Annotated in this window: 18 protein-coding genes; 11 read left to right on the forward strand and 7 right to left on the reverse strand. The window is 69.1% G+C overall.

Annotated features, from left to right (window positions below; all coding sequences use genetic code 11):
• Nucleotides 1-20 precede the first annotated feature (20 nt).
• Nucleotides 21-224: a hypothetical protein gene (locus ASC82_RS30760; protein WP_199862618.1), complete on the reverse strand. Its 204-nt coding sequence runs from the start codon at nucleotides 222-224 to the stop codon at nucleotides 21-23.
• A 163-nt stretch (nucleotides 225-387) separates the two neighbouring features.
• Here ASC82_RS30760 and ASC82_RS30765 point away from each other — a divergent pair, with 163 nt between their 5' ends.
• Nucleotides 388-546, forward strand: coding sequence for a hypothetical protein (locus tag ASC82_RS30765; RefSeq protein WP_199862619.1), 159 nt, complete (start codon nucleotides 388-390; stop codon nucleotides 544-546).
• 166 nt (nucleotides 547-712) lie between these two features.
• Complete coding sequence (locus ASC82_RS27400; RefSeq protein WP_056653452.1) at nucleotides 713-1,375, forward strand: hypothetical protein; 663 nt, start codon at nucleotides 713-715, stop codon at nucleotides 1,373-1,375.
• A gap of 48 nt (nucleotides 1,376-1,423) precedes the next feature.
• Here the strand turns inward: ASC82_RS27400 and ASC82_RS27405 are convergent, their stop codons facing one another.
• Together ASC82_RS27405 and ASC82_RS27410 are read right to left on the reverse strand one after the other, a co-directional pair.
• Complete coding sequence (locus ASC82_RS27405; protein ID WP_056653456.1) at nucleotides 1,424-1,687, reverse strand: DUF397 domain-containing protein; 264 nt, start codon at nucleotides 1,685-1,687, stop codon at nucleotides 1,424-1,426.
• A complete protein-coding gene (locus ASC82_RS27410; RefSeq protein WP_056653459.1) occupies nucleotides 1,684-2,559 on the reverse strand; it encodes a helix-turn-helix transcriptional regulator in 876 nt (291 codons plus the stop codon). The genes ASC82_RS27405 and ASC82_RS27410 overlap by 4 nt, the downstream gene beginning before the upstream one ends.
• A 156-nt stretch (nucleotides 2,560-2,715) precedes the next feature.
• Between ASC82_RS27410 and ASC82_RS27415 the strand changes: the two genes are divergently transcribed.
• The 6 genes from ASC82_RS27415 (at nucleotide 2,716) to ASC82_RS29755 (ending at nucleotide 10,816) form a co-directional block, all read left to right on the forward strand.
• The gene (locus tag ASC82_RS27415) at nucleotides 2,716-3,147 is read left to right on the forward strand and encodes an ATP-binding protein (RefSeq protein WP_079039512.1); all 432 of its coding nucleotides are present in this window, start codon (nucleotides 2,716-2,718) and stop codon (nucleotides 3,145-3,147) included.
• A 305-nt stretch (nucleotides 3,148-3,452) separates the two neighbouring features.
• Nucleotides 3,453-4,325 (forward strand): helix-turn-helix domain-containing protein, encoded by an 873-nt coding sequence (locus tag ASC82_RS27420; protein ID WP_056653466.1) that lies wholly within the window; start codon nucleotides 3,453-3,455, stop codon nucleotides 4,323-4,325.
• A 56-nt stretch (nucleotides 4,326-4,381) separates the two neighbouring features.
• Entirely contained in the window at nucleotides 4,382-4,906 is a 525-nt protein-coding gene (locus tag ASC82_RS31305; protein WP_242427803.1) for an SseB family protein, read from the forward strand.
• Entirely contained in the window at nucleotides 4,903-5,550 is a 648-nt protein-coding gene (locus tag ASC82_RS27430) for a hypothetical protein (protein ID WP_056653472.1), read from the forward strand. Before ASC82_RS31305 ends, ASC82_RS27430 begins: the two co-directional genes overlap by 4 nt.
• Entirely contained in the window at nucleotides 5,550-10,286 is a 4,737-nt protein-coding gene (locus tag ASC82_RS27435) for a putative T7SS-secreted protein (protein ID WP_079039513.1), read from the forward strand. The genes ASC82_RS27430 and ASC82_RS27435 overlap by 1 nt, the downstream gene beginning before the upstream one ends.
• Entirely contained in the window at nucleotides 10,283-10,816 is a 534-nt protein-coding gene (locus ASC82_RS29755; RefSeq protein ID WP_079039514.1) for an SMI1/KNR4 family protein, read from the forward strand. Before ASC82_RS27435 ends, ASC82_RS29755 begins: the two co-directional genes overlap by 4 nt.
• Before the next feature lie 258 nt (nucleotides 10,817-11,074).
• Here ASC82_RS29755 and aspS read toward each other — a convergent pair whose 3' ends face one another.
• Nucleotides 11,075-12,901: an aspartate--tRNA ligase gene (gene aspS, locus ASC82_RS27440; RefSeq protein ID WP_056653475.1), complete on the reverse strand. Its 1,827-nt coding sequence runs from the start codon at nucleotides 12,899-12,901 to the stop codon at nucleotides 11,075-11,077.
• Nucleotides 12,902-13,085: 184 nt separating this feature from the next.
• On the opposite strand from aspS, the gene ASC82_RS27445 reads away from it, so the two are divergent.
• Together ASC82_RS27445 and ASC82_RS27450 are read left to right on the forward strand one after the other, a co-directional pair.
• Entirely contained in the window at nucleotides 13,086-15,203 is a 2,118-nt protein-coding gene (locus tag ASC82_RS27445; RefSeq protein WP_056653478.1) for a SpoIIE family protein phosphatase, read from the forward strand.
• A 309-nt stretch (nucleotides 15,204-15,512) separates the two neighbouring features.
• Nucleotides 15,513-16,328, forward strand: a complete 816-nt coding sequence (locus ASC82_RS27450; protein WP_056653482.1) for an MBL fold metallo-hydrolase — start codon at nucleotides 15,513-15,515, stop codon at nucleotides 16,326-16,328.
• Between the two features lie 86 nt (nucleotides 16,329-16,414).
• Here ASC82_RS27450 and ASC82_RS27455 read toward each other — a convergent pair whose 3' ends face one another.
• From ASC82_RS27455 to ASC82_RS27465, 3 genes are all read right to left on the reverse strand, one after another.
• The gene (locus ASC82_RS27455; protein WP_056653485.1) at nucleotides 16,415-17,482 is read right to left on the reverse strand and encodes an AI-2E family transporter; all 1,068 of its coding nucleotides are present in this window, start codon (nucleotides 17,480-17,482) and stop codon (nucleotides 16,415-16,417) included.
• A gap of 95 nt (nucleotides 17,483-17,577) precedes the next feature.
• The gene (locus ASC82_RS27460) at nucleotides 17,578-18,540 is read right to left on the reverse strand and encodes a pirin family protein (RefSeq protein ID WP_056653488.1); all 963 of its coding nucleotides are present in this window, start codon (nucleotides 18,538-18,540) and stop codon (nucleotides 17,578-17,580) included.
• A gap of 123 nt (nucleotides 18,541-18,663) precedes the next feature.
• The gene (locus tag ASC82_RS27465) at nucleotides 18,664-19,116 is read right to left on the reverse strand and encodes an SseB family protein (protein WP_024760311.1); all 453 of its coding nucleotides are present in this window, start codon (nucleotides 19,114-19,116) and stop codon (nucleotides 18,664-18,666) included.
• 144 nt (nucleotides 19,117-19,260) lie between these two features.
• Here ASC82_RS27465 and ASC82_RS27470 point away from each other — a divergent pair, with 144 nt between their 5' ends.
• Nucleotides 19,261-21,090, forward strand: coding sequence for an acyl-CoA dehydrogenase (locus tag ASC82_RS27470; RefSeq protein WP_056653491.1), 1,830 nt, complete (start codon nucleotides 19,261-19,263; stop codon nucleotides 21,088-21,090).
• The last annotated feature ends 41 nt before the right edge of the window (nucleotides 21,091-21,131 follow it).

The following is a 21,131-nucleotide window of genomic DNA, read 5'->3' on the forward strand; positions in this document are numbered from 1 at the left end:
CGTTCACCGGGGCGCTGCGGTCAGTGCTCCGCGTCCGGAGTTCCCCCGGGCAGTGACAGACCGCCCAGATGCGTGAGCAGCACGTCGGAACACGCCCGTGCGGACAGGATCTCGGCTGCGAGCTCGAACTGTTCGGAACGGGGGCGGCTGCCCAGGTCTCCGATGCGCTCGACGTGTTCGAGCAGTCGACTTCCGACCCGGTCGAGCATCGACTGCGCTGGCACTGCCGGCCTTCGCCATCGCCCTGACGCTCAGGCGCAGGGGCAGGCTCGACGAGGCACGCCGGTATGCGGACCCCGTGGTGAGGGCCGGGCTGCGCGCCGCCGCCCGACGGCTTGAGGGCAGGAAGAACGGGGCGTCCTGGTCGCGGCGACAGGACGGCCGGCGATGACCAGCCCCGGAGCGGAGTCGTCGGAACTCCTTCACCACCTGCTGGTGGACCGTGCGATCAAGGTCGTCATCGTGGTCCTGGCGCTGAGCATCCTGGTGCTCGGCATGACGGTGATCTGGCGGAGGGCCGGGCGTGCACAGGACCGTCACGACTGAGCTGATGCGGTACGACCCTTCGGTCGCCACCGAGGTGAGCCCGTAACAGGCCTCGCCGACCGCGGGCTTCGCGGCCGTCCTCCTCCCCGCGGCTCCGTCCGCATGCGGTCCTGACCGCTGCGGCACAATCGGAGTCGACGAGGCGGGCAACGGTGGGGGTGGGAACGTGGGGCTTTTTGGATCGCGGAGCCGACGTAAGGGCATACCGAACGAGCCGGCGCTGCTGGCTGCGGCTGCCGAGAATCCGGGTGGCAGCGTCGCCGAGATCGACCCGACGTATGTCGACGACCCGAACGGCTACGTACCTCCCGAGGCGATCCGCGGTGCGTGGGTGGTAGATGGCAGCGGGAAGCTGACAGGTGAGTACCAGGAGAATCCCCGTCACGGGGTGCCCCAGGACGACTTCAGCAAGCTCACCGATCCTGATCACTGGCTTGGCTGGCTCGGCGATGATCCCGCGAGGGCCGTCCGGGAGGGCATTGAGGAGTCCCTGCGCGCCCAGGTGGCAGACGCGGTGGTCGAGTGGGTGAAGATCCTCGAAGCGCCCCGGTTCCTCACGGGTGGCCGTCCGCGTTCCGAGGGCGAACCGGTCATCCTGGTGACCCGCGCGGCACTCGCCGCGCCGTTTGCGCTGTCCGTGCGGACAGCGCAGCACGGGCGTTCCGTCCTCCTGGGAGTGTTCTCCTGGGCGGCGGTCGACCTCTCACAGCCCGCAGCGCGGAAGGACCGGCACTGGTTCGACCTGGGCGTCGGGCTGGAGTGGGCCGGTGAACGGCTTCAGGAGCGGATCTACGAGCTTGACGGTGAGGACGGCACCACCGCGCGGTAGAGAGGCAACGCCGCTCGGTACCGCCGCTCGGGACGGGGCGGTGGCGGCTCAGCTGGACGCGTACGAGACGAACCCCGCCCAGGCGGCCGGCGTCAGCGCGAGCTGCGGGCCGCCGAGGTTCTTGGAGTCACGGACGTGGATGGTTGCGGGGGTGGTGGCGATCTCGACGCATGAGTCACCCTCGCTGCCGCTGCTGTAGCTGCTCTTGCGCCAGGCGACCTCGACGCAGGAGTCGCCGTCGTTTCCGCCGCTATAGCTGCTCTTGAACCACGCCAGTTCGGAGGCGTCCCCGGCGGCGGCCTTGCGGATCATGTCTCTCCCAGCAGTTGCTCGATGAGGGCCAGCGACTCCCGTGGAGGGAGGGCCTGCGCCCGGATGGTGCCATATCGCAGCTCAAGGATGCGGAGCTGCCTCAGGTCAGAAACGGGCCGACCGCTGAACGCCCCATCGGAGCGCCCCACCGCCGTACCGTCCGCGAACTTCAGCAGCTCGATCCTGCCGTCCAGACCGGAGTGGACCTCGCTGTGCGTCGGCATCACCTGGAGCGTGACGTTGCGCAATCGACCCACCTCCAGCAGACGTTCGAGCTGCCTCCGCCGCACCATTGTGCCTCCGAGAGGGCGCCTCAGCGGAGCCTCTTCCAGCACGAAACTAAGAGCGGGCGCCGGGTCCCGTTCGAAGACGGACTGCCGGGCCACACGAGCGGCCACCATGCGCTCTACATCGTCCTGCGAATAAGGAGGCTGCGCCGCCTCGATCGCGGCCCTGGCATGCTCGGGCGTCTGCAACAGACCGGCGATGATGTTGCACTCGTACACCCCAATCTCGACCGCCTTGCCCTCCATCCTCGCCAAGGCCCGCACCTTCTTCGGGTAGCGGACCTTTGCGACGTCCTCCTTCATCGCCGAGATCAGCCCATCCGCCCCCAGCACCTCGTCCGCCTTGTCCAGGAACTCAGGTCGCGGGATTCGCTTCCCGCTCTCAATCTTGTAGATGAGGTCCTCGCCATAGCCGGTGGCGGCCCCCAGCTCGGCGGCGCGCATCCCCACCGCCTCCCTCCGCAGCCTCAACTGCCGCCCCACAGTGGCGACTACGGCCACACCCCAGTCATCGTCGGGATCGACCTCCCACCCCGGCTCGTCCGCCTCGGTCTTGAGTCGCTGCGCCCCGCCGTCCACCGACATACCGCACCCTTCCCTCGCCCCGCCTCGTATCGCGACGCCCCTACCCTCCCGAGGGGATCGGACAGCCCGGACAGCAGTGGACAAGCCCCGGACAGTCACCCTACGCATCGGCGTCGTCACTGTTCACGGTAGGCGGGGACGGCCACGCTCGGTGACATGAATGAGCAGAACACCACTCAAGTCCTGTCTCCCGAAAGCCACTTCACCGTCCTCCTGTCCCCCACGCCACGCGGGGCACGACTGGCACGCCTGCTCGCCGTCGAGTGGATGGGGGATCACGAGGTGCCGTACGGCGTGAGGGAGACCGCCACGCAAGTCGTCGCCGAACTCGCCACGAACGCGGCGACGCACGGCCGGGTCGCCGGCCGGAGCTTCCGGCTCGGGCTCCTGTCGCAGCCGGATGTCCTCCGTATCGAGGTGACGGACACCCGGAGCGAGAGCCTCCCACGCCTCCAACCGGCCTGCCCCGAGGGCGACTCCGGACGTGGGCTGCTCCTCGTCGAGGCGCTGGCGGACCGGTGGGGCGTCGAGTTCGGTCCCGTACCCCGGAAGACCGTATGGGCCGAACTCGACCTGCAACGCACCTGACCTGCGGAAACGGAGGGGTCACCGAACCCCTGAAATAGGGACTTCGGTGAGGCGGAGGGTCTCCTCAAGGACGACCACCGAGAGAAAGAAACCGGACCAAGCCCCACCCCTCCGCCCCGCTCAGGCCGGGCTCACTCACTTGAGTGAAAAACACCAAATCGGCTGGCTTCGGGCGGGGTTGCTTGATCTAGGCTCAGCGCGACACACCACATCACCACATCACCGCTGACATGAGTCGGCCCCCGCCGGGACGGCGAATCCCACTGCGAGGGCCTGACCACCGAGGAAGTACGAGGCACTTCCCGATGGGTACCCAGAACACTAGCGCGCGCCCGCGCGCCCAGTCCCGCAACGACGGGAAAAGCCACGCCTCCCGAGGTGACCGCAGGCGCCCGGGCGGCGTGATCCACGACAACGCCCGCCACACCACCCGCTTCACGGTGGTCGGCAACCATCTGGCGCAGCACGACGAGCTGTCGCTGACGGCCATCGGCCTGGCTCTCCACATCCAGTCGCTCCCGACCGGCGCCCAGGTCGACATCGACACCCTGGCCACGCGCTTCCCCGAGGGAAAGACCCGGATCGCCGCCGCCCTCAGGGAGCTGGAGACCCACGGCTATCTGCGGCGCACGCGCGTACGCACCGACGGGGGCCGCATGGTCACCCGTACGGTCTCCTGCAACCAGCCGGGCAGGACCGGCCGCGGGGACGACCCGAGCCCCCCGCCCCGGCGGACCGCCGAAAAACCACCGCGCCGCCGCGCCCTCCCCGCCGTACCGCAGCCCGTGTACCCGACCCCGGACCTCCTCCAGACCGCCCTCGGAGTCCTCTCCGGACTCCGCCGCGAGGACCCCCGGCTCCTGATCTCCGCCACGGACGCCGAACAACTGGTCCCGGGAGTCGCCGCCTGGCTGGAACGCGACCTCACCCCCGAGGCAGTACACCGCGCCCTGACCACTGCCCTACCCCCAGAACCCCTCCACCGCCCGGCCGCCCTCCTGGCCCACCGCCTCACGGCCCAGCTCCCACCCCTGCCACCGTTCCGCACCCCGCGCGAGGACCCGGGACCCCGGCACCCCCTCCAGAACTGCGACACCTGCGACCGCGCCTACCGCGCCCCCGAACCAGGCACCTGCGGAACGTGCACACCCGCAGGAGTCGCGACCCGCCCGACCTGACGGGTTCGCACCCCAGTTCGTTGCTCACGTGAACGGCCGCATGGCAGCATGCGTGAGTGAAGGACAACGGGGACGACATACCCACGCCTCACCAGGTGTCGAGGCTCGCCGAGTTGGCGGATGCGCCCGTCCAGCGAGCCACATCGACTCCGGCGACTCCGACCAATCCGCCGACCCCACCTGCTGCGCCTGCTGCGCCGAAACCGGCCGATGACGTCGCGGTGGCACGACGGGAGTTTGCGCGTTTGCTGGGGGAGTTCCGGCGTACGGCGGTGCTGGTGCCGTTCGACGAGTCCGGGAGCCTGTGGACGGCCGACTTCAACGGGGTCCGGTGGATCTGCGCGTTCTCGGACGAGGACGCGCTGGCGCGGTTCGCGGTCGCGCGGGGTGACGCGGCGCGCGAGTGGACGTACCGGACGATCCTCGGCGCACGGCTGCTCGACGTGATGGTGCCGATGCTGCCCGGGCCTGGCGGGGTCGCGCTCGACGCGGGCAGTGCGGACGGGGCGCTGTTTCCGCCGGTGGCGGGGATCGTCCCGGACGAGGTGGCGGTGGATCTCGGGGGAACGGAGACACGATGAGCGGCAACGATCCCGATCTCGCGGCGCCGGCGGCGGCGCTCGCGGCGATAGCGAAGGGCATCGACCTGGCCCATGCCGAGCTGAAGGAGCTCGGGATGACGGGCGAGGCCTCGACGGGGCGCGGGTTCTCCGATCTCGCCCTGTCCGGGCTTGAGTTGGGGCACGGCGGCCTGACGTCGGAGTTCGAGACGTTCTGCAACCGGTGGGAGTGGGGCGTCCGCGCGCTGACCCAGCAGGGGAACGGCTTCGCCTTGGCGGTCGGCCTGTCCGCGGGCTCGTTCGCGGAGCAGGAGCAGTACATCAAGGACTCCATCAAGATCGGCGTGAACTCCCTCAACGGGAACCCGCACCTGTCCGAGGACGACGTCAAGAAGATGCGCTGGGACACGATCCGCGACCAGAACACGTGGGACAACGCGAACTGGGACCCGGAGTCGTTCAGCGACGCCCATCAAGAGGTCAAGCAGAACTGGAAGAACACCGCGTACGACGTCGAGGACTCGATGCTCGACGGGTTGGAGCGCTCGGGCGTGCTGGACTCGAAGCTGCGGGACGGAATGGACGAGCAGCTCAAGGACACGCTCGATCCCGACCAGGCGACCATCGACCAGGCGGAGCAGCCGCGTTGGGGGGAGAACCGCTGATGGTGGACTGGGGCGGTCTGGTCGACAAGGGCATCGACAAGGTCGGTGACGCCATCGACAAGGGCAAGCAGGGCCTCGGCGAGGGCATCGACTACGTCACCGACAAGACCGGCCAGGGCCTGGAGAGCCTGGGCGCGCGCGACTGGGCGGACGCGGTCGAGGACTGGGGCGACCAGACCGCGTCCTCCCTCGGTGCGCAGGTCGGGGAGCAGCAGCTCGGGCAGACCGAGGACGCGGACGAGCTCGTCCACGGCAAGCCGGAGAAGATCGCCGAGGCCGTGAAGAACCTGCGGGACTTCCAGCGGGCGTTCGACCTGGTCGGCAGCGGGATGAAGCAGCTGGACTCCGGCCACTGGAAGGGCGAGGCCGCCGACGCGTTCCGGGAGAAGTTCCGGACCCTGCCGACGGACTGGCTGCGCGCGGCGGACGCGATGGAGGACGCGGCGAAGGCGCTGGAGACGTACTCCAGTGCCGTCGTGAGCGCGCAGGGCAAGGCGCGTGAGGCGATCGCGCTGTACAAGGAGGGCGACCAGGACTCCAAGGCGGCCGTCGAGACGTACAACAAGAAGGTCGACGCGTACAACGCGGCCCGCACCGGCGACAGTCCGCTGCCGGATCCCGGGGCCTTCTCCGACCCCGGCAACGCCAAGCGGCAGCGAGCCCGCGAGATCCTGAACGACGCGCGGACGGCACGTAACGAGGCTGGGGAGACCGCGAAGGCGGCGGTCGGTGCTGCCATGGCACACGCGCCCAAGGAACCGACGGGCCGCGAGAAGGCCATGCTGGAACTTGCCGACTACAGCCTGGGCACGAGCTTCGAGCTCGCCCACGTCGGCGGTGGCGTCATCAAGGGCACGGCGGGTCTGATCAACTTCGTCCGCTCGGTCAACCCGGTCGACGCGTACAACCTGACCCACCCGGCCGAGTACTACAAGGGCGTCAACATGACGCTCTCCGGCCTGGCGTCCACGGTGGCGAACCCGGACAGGGCGCTGAAGAACGCCTGGGACGCGGCGAAGGGCGACCCGTCGGAGTTCATCGGCCGGCTGTTCCCCGAACTGCTCGGCACGAAGGGCGCGGGCGCCCTCCGCAGCGGCCTGCGTGTCGGTCTGAACGGCACCAAGCACCTGCCCGACGGGAAGAAGCCGGACGGCAGCCGCGCGGACCAGGAGAAGAACCCGCCCAGCACGTGCAAGACGGGCAAGGAGACGCGGTGCGAGCGGGATCCCATCGACATCGCCACGGGCCGGATGCTGCTGCCGCAGACCGACATCGCCCTGCCCGGATCGCTTCCTCTCGTCTTCCGACGCGGCTTCGACTCATCGCGCCGCTCGGGCCGCTGGTTCGGCCCGGCGTGGTCGAGCACGGTGGACCAGAGGCTGGAGATCGACTCGGAAGGGGTCGTCTTCAGCTGTGACGAGGGCAGCCTCCTGGCGTATCCGCACCCGGCGCCCGGCGTCCCGGTCATGCCCACCCACGGCCGGCAGTGGCCGCTGGACCGGGTCGAGGACGGCTACACGATCACCGACCCCGCCGCCGGCACGGTCCGGCACTTCACGGACCACAGCGACGGGCTCGCGCTCCTGGCCCAGATCGACGACCGCAACGGCCGCTGGATCACCTTCGAGTACGACGAGTCGGGCGCCCCGACGGCGATCGTGCACCACGGCGGCTACCACCTGAAGCTCACGACGAGCGAAGGCCGGGTGACCGCCCTCCACCTCGCGGGTGCGGCGGCGGACGGATCCGACCAGGAGATCCTGCGCTACGGCTACACGGACGGCCACCTGACCGAGGTCACCAACTCCTGCGGCCGCCCCCTGCGCTTCGGCTGCGACGAACACGGCCGCATCACCTCATGGACCGACACCAACGGCAGCCGCTTCGACTACGTCTACGACGACCAGGACCGCTGCACCTACCAGTCGGGCACGAACGGACACCTCGAAACCACCTTCACCTGGGACGACGTCGACCCGGCGACCGGACTCCGCGTCACGACCCTCACCGACGGCCTGGGGCACACCCAGCGGTACCTGATCAATGACCTTTCCCAGGTCGTCGCCGAGATCGACGCTCTCGGAGCGGTCACCCGCTTCGCGTACGACCGCCACAACCGCCTGCTGTCCCGGACGGATCCGCTGGGCCACGTCAGCCGCACCACGCGTGACGAGCAGGGCCGCGTGACGGTGTTGGAGCGCCCGGACGGACGGCAGGCACGAGCCGAGTACAGCGAACGCGGATTCCCCATACGCATCGTCGGCACCGACGGCAATGTCACCCGCCAGACCTTCGACGAACGCGGCAACCGCACGTCAGTCACGGACCCCTCGGGCGCTCGGACAGAGTTCGCGTACGACGAGTCGGGCCGGCTGACGTCGGTGACGGACGCGCTCGGCGCCACCACGCGACTGGTCCTGGACGACCGTGGTCTCCCGATCGAGATCACCGATCCGCTCGGTGCCACGACCCACTACGAGCACGACGCATTCGGCCGCAGAGTCCGGTTCACCGATGCTCTCGGCGCGGAGACCCGGATGGCGTGGACGGTCGAGGGCCGGCCGGCACGCCGAACGGCACCTGACGGCATGGTGGAGTCCTGGACGTACGACGGCGAGGGCAACTGCCTTGGACACACGGACGTATTGGGCGGCACGACCCATTACGCGTATACGGACTTCGACCTGATGACGGCGCGCACCGACCCTGACGGCGTCCACCACAAGTTCTCTCACGACACAAATCTGCGGTTGACGCAGGTAACCAACCCGCAAGGCCTGACCTGGGACTACGTCTATGACCCCGCGGGCCGACTGATCGCAGAAACGGACTTCGACGGCCGCACGCTGAGTTACGAGTACGACGCTGCGGGTCGTGTGACGTCTCGGGCGAACGGCATGGGTCAGCGCATCGACTTCTCGAACAATGCCCTCGGCCAGGTGATCCGCAAGGAGGTCGCCGACGGGGCGGTCACGACGTTCGAGTACGACATCTTCGATGAGCTCTCGGTGGCGACGGCCCCGGAGGTGAGACTGGAGCATCTCCGGGACCGCTACGGCCGCCTAAAGTCAGAGACGGTCAACGGCCGGACGCTCACGTACGCGTACGACGAGCTGGGCCGCAAGGTGGGCAGAACGACGCCGAGCGGTGCGGTGAGCGAGTGGGCGTTCGATGCGGTGGGCCGCAGGACGAAGCTCACCGCATCCGGACGCGAGATCGCCTTCTCCTTCGACGCCCTGGGCCGCGAAGTGGAGCGCACAGTGTCGGAGTTCGTGACACTGAAGTCGTCATTCGACGTGATGAACCGCCTGACGGCCCAGGAGATCACTTCCCGGGACAGCCGCCTCCAGCACCGCGCGTACGAATACCACCCCGGCGGCGGACTGGTCTCCGTCACAGACGGTCTCTTGGGCACGCGCCACTTCGACGTAAACGGGTCGGGCCGGATCACGGCGGTGCGGGCGGACCGCTGGACCGAGCGGTACGCCTACGACGAGGCCGGAAACCAGACGGAGGCGGACTGGCCGTCCACGCATCCGGCCCACTCCGCGACAGGCGCACGCGCATACCAGGGCACGCGGATCGTCACCGCCGGTGCCTTCCGCTACGAACACGACGCCCAGGGCCGGACCGTCCTGCGCCAGAAGACCCGTCTCTCCCGCAAGCCGGATACCTGGCGCTACGAATGGGACGCGGAAGACCGCCTCACCGCGGTGACGACCCCGGACGGCACGATCTGGCGGTACGCGTACGATCCCCTGGGTCGCCGAATATCCAAGCAATCGGCCGTGGAGACCGTCCACTTCACCTGGGACGGCACGACCCTCTGCGAGCAGGCGACCGCGAACGTCGTCCTGACCTGGGACCACGCGGGCCCCCGCCCCCTGTCCCAGACGGAACGCCGCACGGACACCGACGACGAACGCTTCTTCGCCATCGTCACCGACTTGATCGGCACCCCGACGGAACTCGTCGGCGAATTCGGCGACTTGGCCTGGCATACCCGCACTACTCTCTGGGGCACAACGACCTGGAACCGCGACGCCACGGCATACACGCCGCTCCGCTTCCCCGGCCAGTACTTCGATCCCGAATCGGGCCTCCACTACAACTACTTCCGCTACTACGACCCGGAAAGCGCCCGCTACCTCAGCCAGGACCCTCTCGGCCTCGCCCCGTCCCCAAACCCGGCGGCATACGTCCACAACCCTCTATTGTGGGCCGATCCTCTCGGGCTTCTCCCCTGCAAGAACGAGCCGGACGACCCTACATGGGGCGGCAGGGTTATTTATGGCGAACTGGACGAACTCGGACGGCCGACGGGAATGCGCGCCACACTGGGAGACGACATGATGGGGAAGAATCCCACGGACCCGCACGGCGATCCCCCCGGCTGGGAAAAGGACAAGGGGTACAACCGAGCCCATCTTCTCGGCGCACAGCTCGGCGGATCCAATTATAAACCGGAAAACTTCGTCACTATGCACTCCTACGCCAATTCCCCCGTCATGCGGCATATAGAAAATCAGGTCAGGGCTGCAACCGAGTCCGGGGAAATAATCCAGTACAGCGTCACCCCTAGATACAATGGGAGTGACGAGATCCCCGCGGGGGTATACATCGAGGCCTACGGCTCGAACGGCTTCCAGTTCACTCAGCACCACAGCACCGGAATCGTCGATTCGGGAAATACTGCATACATACCCAACCAGAAGAAGAGTGGATCCACGCCATGACCAACGCCCTTGCGCGTCTTCTCGAAATCGCCCCGCCACCGAGCGATTCTCGCCGGAAAGACTGGGGCGAGATCGAACGCACCCTCGGGGTTGATCTTCCAGCCGACTATAAGGAGCTCATTCATGTCTACGGAGGGAGCAACTGGGACGACTATCTCTACGTACTCGAGCCCGGATGCCCCAACGAGAACTATGAACTCATCGAATGGGTGGAAAACCAGGCCGATAACCTGGAAGGCCTATGGGAATTCGAGAGGAAGCCGACAGAACTGGAGGTCGAGGGGTCCCGAGTCATCCCATGGGCGACCACGGACAACGGAGAATGCCTCTACTGGCTTGTTCGACCCGGCCTTGATCCGGACCAATGGACCGTCATGGTGAACGAGGCACGCGGCGACCGATGGGAGCATTTCTCCGTATCCTGCACACAGTTCCTCGCTTCCTCTCTTGATGGAGAGCTGCAGTCGAACATCCTCTCCTCCTTGTTCCCCCGCACTCCGCATGAATTCCGGCGACTCCGCACGGTATGACGATGCGGCGCTCTGTCGAGCCCAAGGCTTCGACTTGGTCGGCTCGCTGGATGCCAGGTGCGTGACCTCGCTCTCGGGCGCATGCAACGCTCCGACCTACCCGCCGAGATCAGGCTCCAATGAGGCGGTCTCTCCCCGACCTCGCCAGTCGCCTTCGAGGGCTCCAGGAGCGACTCGGCTGATCTCCGCCGCGCACGCCGAAGGGGCCCGGAACCATATCCACGGTTCCGGGCCCCTTCAGTGACAGAGCGTCAGTGACTACCGCGCCGCGTCCGGGTGGACCGCGTCCGTGACCGGGCGGTCGTCGGTCGGCTTCTCCGCCGCCTTCTCGACCGGCTTGCGGAGCTGGATGTTCAGCTCGCGCAGGCGGGACTCGTCGAGCTCGGTGGGGGCGCCCATCAGGAGGTCCTGGGCGTTGCCGTTGAGCGGGAAGGCGATGGTCTCGCGGATGTTGGGCTCGTCGGCGAGGAGCATGACGATGCGGTCGACGCCGGGGGCGATGCCGCCGTGCGGCGGGGCGCCGTACTCGAAGGCGCGGAGCATGCCCGCGAACTCGTGCTCGACCGTCTCGCGCGAGTAGCCCGCGATCTCGAAGGCCTTGAACATGATCTCGGGCTCGTGGTTCCGGATCGCGCCCGAGGAGAGCTCGATGCCGTTGCAGACGATGTCGTACTGCCAGCCGAGGACGTCCAGCGGGTCCTGGGTCTCCAGGGCCTCGATGCCGCCCTGCGGCATGGAGAACGGGTTGTGCGAGAAGTCGATCTTGCCGGTCTCCTCGTCCCGCTCGTACATCGGGAAGTCGACGATCCACGCGAAGCGGAAGACGTTCTCCTCGAACTGGCCGGCGCGCTTGGCGGCCTCGACCCGGACCGGGCCCATGATCTTGGAGACCTCGTCGAACTCGCCCGCGCCGAAGAAGATCGCGTGGCCCGGCTCCAGGCCGAGGCGCTCGGTGAGGACCTTGATGTTCTCCTCGGTGAGGAACTTGGCGATCGGGCCGGTCAGGGCGTTGCCCTCGCCGACGCGGACCCAGGCCAGGCCCTTCGCGCCGAGGGAGACCGCGAAGTCGCCCAGCGCGTCGAAGAACTTGCGCGGCTGGTCGCCCGTGTTCGGGACGGCCAGGGCGCGGACGTGCTTGCCGGCGAAGGCCTTGAACTCGGACGCCTCGAAGACGTCGGAGATGTCGACGAGCTCCAGGGCCGTGCGCAGGTCGGGCTTGTCGTTGCCGTACTTCAGCATCGACTCGCGGAAGGGGATCCGCGGGAACGGGGAGGTGACGTGACGGCCCCCGCCGAACTCCTCGAAGATCTCCGTCATCAGCTTCTCGATCGGCTGGAAGACGTCTTCCTGCTCGACGAAGCTCATCTCGACGTCGAGCTGGTAGAACTCGCCCGGCGAGCGGTCCGCGCGGGCGTCCTCGTCGCGGAAGCAGGGCGCGATCTGGAAGTAGCGGTCGAAGCCGGAGATCATCAGCAGCTGCTTGAACTGCTGGGGCGCCTGCGGCAGCGCGTAGAACTTGCCCGGGTTCAGACGGGACGGGACGACGAAGTCGCGGGCGCCCTCAGGAGAGGTCGCGGCGAGGATCGGGGTCGCCATCTCGTTGAAGCCGAGGGCCACCATCTTCGAGCGGATGGAGGCGATGACGGCCGAGCGCAGCATGATGTTGCGGTGCATGCGCTCGCGGCGCAGGTCGAGGAAGCGGTACTCCAGGCGCCGCTCCTCGTTCACGCCGTCGTCGGTGTTGACGGTGAAGGGGATCTGCTTGGCCGCGCCCAGGACCTCGACCGTGGCGGCCTCGATCTCGATCTCGCCGGTGGGGAGCTCCGGGTTGACGTTGTCCGCGCCGCGCGAGACGACCTTGCCGTCGACGCGGACGACGGTCTCCTTCGTCAGCTTGTCGAGGACCTCGGCCGCGGCGGTGCCGGGGCGGGCGACGAGCTGCGTGATGCCGTAGTGGTCGCGCAGATCGATGAAGAGGATGCCGCCCAGGTCGCGCCGATTGTGCAGCCAGCCGCTCAGCCGGACGTCGGTGCCGACGTCAGAGGCGCGGAGCTCGCCGCAGGTGTGGGACCTGTACCGATGCATCGTCGTTCATCCAGTCTTCGGGATCGGGATCTTGGGGTGGGGCGCCGTCGTCGCACACCGTCACTCACGGGACGCAAGTCACAGGAACACGCGGACAGACGCACCCAGGGTACCGGCCGCCCCATGATCCCTTTTCGAATACTCTCAGTGGCGACCTGCTGTCCGATATTCATAAAGTGGGGCAATGCGCACCGAGGACGTCCTGGCCGCGATCGCGACCGGCCTGTGGCGCTGGGACAACGCGTCCGGGATCGTCTCGCTCGACGCCGAGGCGGCCCGGCTCCTCGGGCTGCCCGCCGAATCGGTGCAGCTCACCGAGGCGGCCGTACGCTCGCGATTTCACCCGGTCGACTGGAACGAGATCGACGGGGTCGTCAATCTCGCCGTCGCCGAGGGCACCCTCGCCGAGGCCCGGCTGCGGATCATGGACGAGCAGGGCCGGGTGATCCGTACCGTACGGAGCCGGTCCAAGCCCCTCATCGAGGGCAACGACTACCAGCTCGTCGGCACCCTCCAGGAAGTCGCCGAGCAGCAGCCCGGCACCGCCGCGCACACCCCCATCACCGGCGACTGGCGCCGCTCCCGCGAGGCCTTCCTCCTCGACGCCGGCCGCGCCCTCGCCGAGGCCCGCTCCACGGCCGAGGTGCTGCGCGTCGCGGCCTCGCTGTCGATGCCCGGCTTCTCGCCGGACGGACTCGCCGTCTTCGGCGTCGCCGGCGACCGGCTCACCGTCATCGGCCACCACGGGCACAGCCAGGGCGACGAGGGGCCGTTCTCGTCGATGGGACTGGACACCGACTATCCGGCGGCCGAGGTCGTACGGACCGGGCGGGCGATCTATCTGCCGACGCCGGAGGAGTACCTGCGGCGCTACTCCACCACCTGGCCGCTCGCCCAGCGCTTCGGCCGCCGCTCCTGGGCCTTCGTGCCGCTCGTCGTCGCCGGGCGCACGATGGGCGCCTGGATGGCCGCCTTCAAGCACCCGGTCGCCTTCACGCCCGACGAACGCTCGGTGCTCACGACGGTCGCGCGGATGCTCGCGCAGGCCCTCGCGCGCGCCGGGGTGGCCGAGTCGGAGCGCGAGCTGTCCCTCGGGCTCCAGCGGACGATGATGCCGGTCCTCGGCCCCGGCATCCCCGGCATCCAGGTCGCCGCCCGGTACGTGCCGACCGGCGGCGGGCTCCAGGTCGGCGGCGACTGGTACGACATGATCCGGCTGCCCGGCGGCCACACCCGCGCCGGCGGGCGCGGCGCCGGCCGCATCGCGCTCGTCATCGGCGACGTCCAGGGCCACGACGTGCGGGCCGCCGGCCTGATGGGGCAGCTGCGGATCGCCCTGCGCGCGTACGCCTCCGAGGGCCACCGGCCGGACGCGGTGCTCTCGCGCGCCTCGCGCTTCCTGTACGGGATCACGGACGGGGACGACGGGGAGAACGTCGGCCCGCGCTTCGCGACCTGCCTCTACCTGGAGGTCGACCTGGAGACGGGCACGGTCGACATCGCCCGCGCCGGGCATCCGGACCCGGCGGTACGGATGAACGACGGAACGGTTCTCCTGAGGCCGACGGCCGGCGGCCTGCCCCTCGGCATCGACCCCGACACCGACTACCCCACGACCCGGCTCACCCTGGAGCCCGGCGAGACCCTCATGATCTGCACCGACGGCCTCCTGGAGACCGGCGGGCACGACCTGGACACCGGCTGGGAGCGGGTCAAGGAGCTCCTGGAGTCCCACGACGGCGAGGACCTGGAGCACCTCGCCGACACCCTCGTCGAGGCCGTCCACGGCCCCGGCTCGCACCACACGACCGGCCCGCTCGCCGACCGCCGCGAGGACGACATCGCGGTCCTGCTGCTCTCCCGCCGGCCCGCGGGCACGGTGGCCGAGGCACCGCGCCGCACCCTGATGACGATCGCCCAGGCCGAGCCGGAGCGGATCGCCGAGGCCCGCGAGCAGCTGCGCCAGCTACTGCACGACTGGAAGGACGAGGACCAGCTCGACTCGGCGGTCCTGATGGTCTCCGAGATGGTCACGAACGTCCTCGTCCACACGGACGGCGACGCGCTCCTGGTCGCCGAGGTCGCCTGCGGCGAGGAGTCGCGGCGGCTGCGCGTGGAGGTCTCCGACCAGAGCGACGAGCTGCCGCACAAGCGGCACCCGGGCGAGATGGCGTCGAGCGGCCGCGGCCTGCTCCTGATGGAGATGCTCGCGGACGCGTGGGGCTTCGCCCCGCGGGGCGAGGGCAAGTCGATCTGGTTCGAACTGAACGAGCCGCCTTCGGGGAAGGGCTGCTGCGAGTAGGGGCTGCCCCATCGGGCCTTTCGTCGTGGGTGCCGCTCGCGGCGTGGGCGGGGCTCGCACCCGCGTATGAGCCTCCCGCCGTGGGCGGGGCTCGCACCGTGGGCGGGGCTCGCACCGTGGGCGGGGCTCGCACCGCCGCGTACGGGCCTCCCGCCGTGGGCGAGGCTCGCACCGCGTACAGGGCTCCCGCCGCGTACAGGCCCCCCACCTCATCGCCGCGCACCTCCCCCGCCCACCGCGCGCCTCCCCCTCCCACGGCGCAGACTGGTGTCGTACGGCCGCTCGGGGGGACCACGGAGCAGGCATGCCATGGACATCCACAAGGTCGGCAGTGACACCACCGTGCTCGCCGACAGCCTCGAAGCCCCGGGCATCGGCCACATCCCCGTCAACGCCTTCGCGCTGACCGCCGCCGAACCGGTCGTCGTCGACACCGGGCTCTCCGTCGAGGACCGTGACTTCGTCGCGGCGCTCGGCGAGGTCATGGACCCGGCCGACGTGCGCTGGATCTGGCTCACCCATCCCGACCGCGACCACACGGGCGGGATCTTCGACCTGCTCGACGCGGCCCCGGACGCGCGCGTGGTCACGACCTTCGTCGGCTTCGGCGTGATGATGACCGAGCGGCCGCTGCCCATGGACCGGGTGTACTTCCTCAACCCCGGCCAGTCCCTCGACGTCGGCGACCGCATGCTGCACGCCTTCCGGCCGCCGCTCTTCGACAACCCCGCGACCGTCGGCTTCTACGACGACAAGACCCGGATCTGCTTCAGCTCCGACTGCTTCGGCGGCCCGATGCCGACCCTGGAGATCGCGGAGAGCGGGCACGCGAGCGACCTGAAGCCGGAGGAGCTGCGGCAGACGCAGCTGCTGTGGGCGACGCTCGACAGCCCGTGGGTGCACATCGTGGACGCGGAGAAGTACCGGGCGACGATCGCGCCGCTGCGCGAGATGAACCCGGAGATCGTGCTGTGCACGCATCTGCCGCCGGCCGTGCGGATGACGGACCGGATGCTGGAGACGATCGCGATGGCCCCGGACTCCGACCCGTTCGTGGGGCCCGACCAGGCGGCCCTTGAGCAGATGCTGGCCTCGTTCGAGCCGGGCGGGATGGCTGCCGCCTAGCCGGTTCCGACCTCGTTCGAGCCGGGCGGGATGGCTGCCGCCTAGCCGGTTCCGACCCCGTTCGAGCCGGGCGGGATGGCAGCCGCCTAGCCGGTTTCCCCCGGGGTTTCGCGGGGCGCCCCGTACCGCGAGCGCAGTTCGCCGAGGACCCCGGTCGCGGCGGCGGTCAGCGGTACGGCGAGGAGCATGCCCAGGATGCCCGCGACGGACGCGCCGGCCGTGATCGCCAGCATGACCGCGGCCGGGTGCATCTGCACGGTCTTGCTCTGGACGATGGGCTGGAGGACGTTCCCCTCCAGGACCTGGACGGCGAGGACGATGCCGAGCACCCACAGCGCGATGACGAAGCCCCGGTCGGCGAGGGCGACGAGGACGGCGACGGCGCCGGAGAGGAAGGCGCCGAGGTACGGGATGTAGGCGGTGACGAAGACCAGCGCGGCGAGTCCCACCGCCCCGGGCACGTCGAGGACGAGCAGGCCGATGCCGATGAGGACGGCGTCGACGAAGGCGACGAAGGTGGTGCCGCGCATGAAGCCCTCGACGGCCTCGAAGGCCCGGCGGGCCATGGCCTCCATGAGGTCGCCGGTGGCGCGGGGGGCGAGGGAGCGCAGGGCGCCCGCGGCCCGGTCGGAGTCCTTCAGGAAGAAGAAGATGAGGAGCAGGGCGAGGACGGCGGTGGCGAGCATCTCGCCGACGACGCTGAGCCCGTTGATCACCCCGGAGGCGGCGGTGCCGCCGAACTTCTCCAGGAGGCTCTTGGCGTTCTTGGCGAGGTCGTCGAGGGAGGTGCCGGCCGCGCCGAGGTGCTTCGCGATGTCGGTGGCGGCCTGCCGCAGCGAGGCGACGATCTGGTCGCCGGTCTCGATGAGGGCGAGGACGACGATGTACGTGGCTCCGCCGACGACCGTGACGACGGCGACGACGGTGAGCGCGGCGGCGAGCGCCTTCCGCACCTTCATGCGGAGCAGCCGCCGGTAGAGCGGCCCGAGGAGGGCGGTGCCGAGGATCGCGAGCAGGACGGGGGTGACGGCGGTCTGGAAGACGACGCACAGCCAGATCCCGATGGCGAAGACCCCCGCGGCGAGCAGCAGGACGACGCACCAGGCAGCGAAGCGACGGGCGGGTTCGGGGAGGAGCGCTCGGGTCGTCTGCACCCGTCCACCGGACCATGCCCGTCGGCGTGTCGTCGCGCGCTGACGGCCGTACGGGTGACGGCCCGTCAGCGCCGGTTGCGTACCGCGCCCTTCGCTTACTCGCCCATGCCGTGGACCGCCGGGATCGTGCCGAGGCGGCCCGCCTGGAAGTCCTCGAAGGCCTGGCGGAGTTCGGCCTGGGTGTTCATGACGAACGGGCCGTAGTGCGCCATGGGCTCGCGGATCGGCTGTCCGCCCAGGAGCACGACCTCCAGGTCCGGCGTGTGGCCGTCCTGCTTCTCGTCGGCGCGGATCGTGAGAGCGCCGCCCTTGCCGAAGACGGCGGTCTGGCCGGTGTGGACGGGCCGGCGCTCGGCGCCGACGGTGCCGCGGCCGGCCAGGACGTACGCGAGGCCGTTGAAGTCCTCGCGCCACGGCAGGCTGATCTCGGCGCCGGGCCGCAGGGTGGCGTGGATCATCGTGATCGGGGTGTGGGTGATGCCGGGGCCCTCGTGGCCGTCGAGCTCGCCCGCGATGACCCGGAGCAGCGCGCCGCCGTCGGGGGAGGTGAGCAGCTGGACCTGGCCGCCGCGGATGTCCTGGTAGCGGGGGGCCATCATCTTGTCGGCCGCGGGGAGGTTCACCCAGAGCTGGAGGCCGTGGAAGAGTCCGCCGCTGACGACGAGGGACTCCGGCGGGGCTTCGATGTGGAGCAGACCGCTGCCGGCTGTCATCCACTGGGTGTCGCCGTTGGTGATGGTGCCGCCGCCGCCGTTGGAGTCCTGGTGGTCGAAGGTCCCGTCGATGATGTAGGTGACGGTCTCGAAGCCGCGGTGGGGGTGCCAGGGGGTGCCCTTGGGCTCGCCCGGGGCGTACTCCACCTCGCCCATCTGGTCCATCATGATGAACGGGTCGAGGTACTGGTAGTTGATCCCGGCGAACGCGCGCCGGACCGGGAATCCCTCGCCCTCGAAGCCGGACGGGGCCGTGGTCACGGCGAGCACGGGGCGGGACGGGGCGTCGGCCGGGGCGGCGACGCGCGGCAGGGTGAGCGGGTTCTCGACAGTCACAGCGGGCATGACCGGACCTCCTAGGTGCGACCTTGTACGTCCACTTTAGTTGAACGCTGAACTTTCTGCCACCAGGAACGCGGAACGCCCGGGAGGAATTCCTCCCGGGCGCCTCATGGGGTCAAGAATCGGTCAGCCGTACATCCTGCGCATCGCGTAGTCGACCATCTGCTCCACGGCCTTGGCGTCGAAGACCATGCGGTGGTCGCCCTCCATGTCGAGGACGAAGCCGTAGCCGGTCGGCAGCAGGTCGATCACCTCGGCACCGGTGATGACGAAGTACTTCGACTCCTTGCCCGCGTACCGCCGCAGCTCCTTGAGCGACGTGAACATCGGGATCACGGGCTGCTGGGTGTTGTGCAGGGCCAGGAAGCCGGGGTTGTCGCCGCGCGGGCAGTAGACCTTCGAGGTCGCGAAGATCTGCTGGAAGTCCTCGGGGGCGAGGGTGCCGGTCGTGAAGGCGCGTACGGCGTCGGCGAGAGACGGAGGCGAAGGCTCCGGATAGAGCGGGGGCTGCTGCGCGTACCCCTGCTGCGGCGGGGCGTACTGCTGCTGGGCACCCGGATTCTGGTCGTAGCCGTACATGGGCCCTGAGCCTACTGCGTCACAGATGCCCCGGAAGGGGTTGCTCTTATTACCGGTGGGTAGCATCATCGGAGAGAGCGTTTTGCTACTCGCTGGTACGTGTACGAGGAACCTGCCTCCCCGAGCCTTAACGGAGCCGTCGCCATGGGGCACTACAAGTCGAATCTCCGCGACATCGAGTTCAACCTCTTCGAGGTCCTCGGCCGCGACAAGGTGTACGGCACCGGTCCGTTCGAGGAGATGGACGTCGAGACCGCCAAGAGCATCCTCGACGAGATCCGCCGCCTCGCCGAGAACGAGCTCGCGGAGTCCTTCACCGACGCCGACCGCAACCCTCCGGTCTTCGACCCGGAGACCAACACCGCCCCCGTCCCGGCCTCCTTCAAGAAGTCCTACAAGGCCTTCATGGACTCCGAGTACTGGCGCCTCGGCATCCCCGAGGGCATCGGCGGCACCGTCTCCCCGCGCTCCCTCGTCTGGGCCTACGCCGAACTGCTCCTCGGCTCGAACCCGGCCATCTGGATGTACTCCTCCGGCCCGGCCTTCGCCGGTGTCCTCTACAACGAGGGCAACGAGGCGCAGAAGAAGATCGCCCAGATCGCGGTCGAGAAGCGCTGGGGCTCCACCATGGTCCTCACCGAGCCCGACGCCGGCTCGGACGTCGGCGCCGGCCGCACCAAGGCCGTCCAGCAGGAGGACGGCTCCTGGCACATCGAGGGCGTGAAGCGCTTCATCACGTCCGGTGAGCACGACATGGAGGAGAACATCCTCCACTACGTCCTCGCCCGCCCCGAGGGTGCCGGCCCCGGCACCAAGGGCCTCTCCCTCTTCCTCGTCCCGAAGTACGAGTTCGACTGGGAGACCGGCGAGCTCGGCGAGCGCAACGGCGTCTACGCGACGAACGTCGAGCACAAGATGGGCCTCAAGGCCTCCAACACGTGCGAGATGACCTTCGGCGACCAGCACCCCGCCAAGGGCTGGCTCATCGGCGACAAGCACGAGGGCATCCGCCAGATGTTCCTCATCATCGAGTTCGCCCGCATGATGGTCGGCACGAAGGCGATCTCCACCCTCTCCACGGGCTACCTCAACGCCCTGGAGTACGCCAAGGAGCGCGTCCAGGGCACCGACCTGGCCAACTTCATGGACAAGGCCGCGCCCAAGGTCACCATCACGCACCACCCCGACGTCCGCCGCTCGCTGATGACGCAGAAGGCGTACGCCGAGGGCATGCGCAGCCTCGTCCTCTACACGGCCTCCGTGCAGGACGAGATCGCGATCAAGGAAGCGGCCGGCGAGGACGTCAAGGCGCTGCACGGCCTGAACGACCTGCTGCTCCCGATCGTCAAGGGCTACGGCTCCGAGAAGGGCTACGAGCAGCTCGCGCAGTCGCTCCAGACCTTCGGCGGCTCCGGGTTCCTCCAGGAGTACCCGATCGAGCAGTACATCCGGGACGCCAAGATCGACACCCTCTACGAGGGCACCACGGCCATCCAGGGCCAGGACTTCTTCTTCCGCAAGATCGTCCGCGACCAGGGCGCGTCCCTGAACGCGCTGTCCGAGGAGATCAAGAAGTTCCTCGCGGTCGGCACCGGCGGCGAGGAGCTGGCCGGCGCCCGCGACGCGCTCGCCAAGGCCGCGGTCGACCTCGAAGGCATCGTCGGCACGATGATCACCGACCTCACCGCTACCGGCGAGGACGTCAAGAACATCTACAAGGTCGGCCTCAACACCACCCGCCTGCTGCTCGCCTCCGGCGACGTCGTCGTCGGCTACCTGCTGCTGCGCGGTGCCGCCGTCGCCGCCGAGAAGCTGGCCGCCGGCGCGACCGGCAAGGACGTCGCCTTCTACCAGGGCAAGATCGCGGCCGCGAAGTTCTTCGCCGCCAACGTCCTCCCGGGCGTCTCGGCCGAGCGCGCGCTCGCCGAGGCCGTCGAGGGCTCGCTCATGGACCTGGACGAGGCCGCGTTCTAGGACGCCCCTCGCCCATACCGACACGGCCCGTCCCCGGGGAG

This window comes from Streptomyces sp. Root431 (genome assembly GCF_001426585.1).
GTDB lineage: Bacteria > Actinomycetota > Actinomycetes > Streptomycetales > Streptomycetaceae > Streptomyces > Streptomyces stackebrandtii.